The sequence below is a fragment of the Trueperaceae bacterium genome (assembly GCA_031581195.1).
GTDB lineage: Bacteria > Deinococcota > Deinococci > Deinococcales > Trueperaceae > SLSQ01.
The window spans coordinates 6,649-8,988 of record JAVLCF010000092.1; the positions used below are offsets into that span (position 1 = coordinate 6,649).

A 2,340-nucleotide genomic window follows, 5' to 3' on the forward strand; every position below is an offset into this window, starting at 1 on the left:
ACCGCCGCCCCCTCCGCCGCCGCGTCCCGCAACGCGCGGTGCACCACGTGCAGCGACAACGGATCCATGCCGCTGGCCGGCTCGTCGAGGATCAGCACGTCCGGCGCCGCGAGGAGGGCGGCGGCCACCCCGAGGCGTTGCCGCATCCCCAAGCTGTACGTCGCGACGCGCCGGTCGGCGTCCGCCTCGAGCTCGACGAGCGCCAACGTCGCATCGACGCGGTCCGCCGGCACGCCGCCCGCGAGGCGGGCGTGCAGGCGCAGGTTCGTGCGTCCCGTCCACCACGGGTAGAAGGCGGCGGGGGCCTCCACGACCGCCCCCAACCGCCGCCGGACCGCCGGTTCGCGTTGCGGATCCGTGCCGAGCATCGTGACCGTGCCCGACGTCGCGAAGGCGAGGCCGGACAGCAACCGGATGACGGTCGTCTTCCCCGCCCCGTTCGGCCCCACCAACGCGTACACCTCCCCCGGCGCGACCGCCAGCGTCACGTCGCGCACGACCGTCCGCCGGCCGTACCGCTTCACGAGGTCGGTCGCGGCGAGCGCCGGCGCGTCGGGGCGGGCGTCGACGGGCGACGGGGGCGGGGTCGGGGCGTCCACGGTCGCAGTCTACGCGTCGGGGGCGTCCCCCGACCGCGCGGCGAGCACGACGTCGAGGACGTGCTCCACCGCGCGGTCGGCGGCGTCGTCGAGGTCGGCGACGTCGAGGACCGGCACGTCCGCCTCCGCCGCGCGGCGCTCGAGCCAGCGTTGCACCATGCGGATCTCCCCGAAGTGCTCGACGTACGGTGCGCGGGGACGCCGCGCGCCGGTCCGGCCTTCGCGCAACGAGAAGCGCTCGCGGTGCAGGTGCTCGTCGCCGACCACCAGCATCAACTCCACCAGGACCGCGCCCGGGACCGGCGCGTGACTCACGCCCGGCACGACGTGGATGCCCTCCATCACGAGCGAGGTGGACTCCGTGACGTTGCGCTCGACGATCGCACGGATCGCGGTGCCCAACTGCAGCACCTGCTGTTGGAAGCCGCGCACCACCGCCTTGCGCTTCGGGGTGGCGGAGGCGCGCTCCTCGGGCAGCAACTCCGCCAGCCACGCCGTGTAGCTCGACTCGTGCAGGACCGGCGCGAGGTCCGGCCCGATCAGCGAGCGCAGCGCCTGCCGGATCGCGTCGGTCGACGTGACCCGCACGATCCCGAGGCGGTAGGCGAGCTCCGCGGCGAACTCCGACTTGCCCACGCCGGCCGTCCCCCCGATCATCACGACGATCGGGCGGTCGGGCCGACGGACGACCCGCATGAGGTCGTAGCGCCGCGCGAACTCGTCGCCCGCCTCCTCCCCCAGCACGTCGTGCACCGCGCGGCGCACGTCCGCGCGGGCGACCTCCCCGCCGTACGCGCGCCACAACTGCTCCTCGACGCGCTTGCCGAGGTGGTGCGCCATCTCCGGTCCCAACCCGATCGACGTGAGCGAGCGCGCGAGGATGCCGCGCGAGTACGGCGTCCGCCCGCCGTCCTCCTCGCGCACCATCAGGTCCGCGGGGCGGCTCGACGTCGCCTCGTAACGCAGCCGCATCTCCCGGCCGTAGCGCGCCTCGAGCGCCAACGCGACGCGTTGCGTGAGTTCGGTGACCGACAACGTGCGCCCGCCCTCGGCGCGGATCCCCTGCTCCACCTGCTGCGCCAGCGCCCACGCCTCCTTGAACGGCAGGTCGAGCGCCTCGAGCGAGCCGGCCAACTTGCGCGGCGAGAAGCGCTTCGCGCCGCCCTTGCGGCGGCGGAGGGTGAGCGGCACGAACGGCGGGGTGCGCTGCACCCACACCGCCGCGACCTCGTCGCCCAAGCGCGCCCGCGCGAGGCGTTCGACGGCGGCCCGCACCTCGTCCTCCGGCACGACCCCGCGCTCGCCGCGCCGCAGCTCCCGCTCGACGTCTCGCGCGATGGCGAGCGCGTCGTCGGTGTCCGCCCCCGACGCCTGCAGGCCGTCGACGATCAACCCCGCCGAGAACGGTACTCGGCGGTCGCCGATCTCGACGCGGAGCTCCACCGCGCTCACGCGGGGCCCTCCGGCCAACGGCCCAACAGGTCGTGCAGCACCGTCCCCGTCAAGCCCCAGATCGTGCGGTCGCGCCAGACGTAGCGCGCCAGGCGCTCCGTCCGGCCGGCCGCGCGGCGCACCTCGAACGTCGGCGGGGTGCGCCGCAACGCCGCGAGCGGCACCGTGAAGACCTCCTCGACCTCCCCCGGGTCGGGCGTGAACCGGGCGGGGGGCGCGACGGCCGCGACGACCGGCGTCGCGACGTACCCCGCCGGGGAGACGCGCGGCGCGAGCCGCCCCAAGATCG

3 protein-coding genes are annotated in these 2,340 nt (G+C 75.5%); all 3 read right to left on the reverse strand.

Features of this window, described 5'->3' with window-relative positions:
• The coding region (locus RI554_08860; GenBank protein MDR9392121.1) for an ATP-binding cassette domain-containing protein at positions 1-599 on the reverse strand (599 nt) is incomplete at its 3' end.
• 9 nt (positions 600-608) lie between these two features.
• Positions 609-2,051 carry a hypothetical protein gene (locus RI554_08865; GenBank protein MDR9392122.1) on the reverse strand — a complete coding sequence of 481 codons (1,443 nt, stop codon included), beginning with the start codon at positions 2,049-2,051 and terminating at the stop codon, positions 609-611.
• On the reverse strand, positions 2,048-2,340 hold a 293-nt coding region (locus RI554_08870), incomplete at its 5' end, for a hypothetical protein (GenBank protein ID MDR9392123.1). The genes RI554_08870 and RI554_08865, both read right to left, overlap by 4 nt.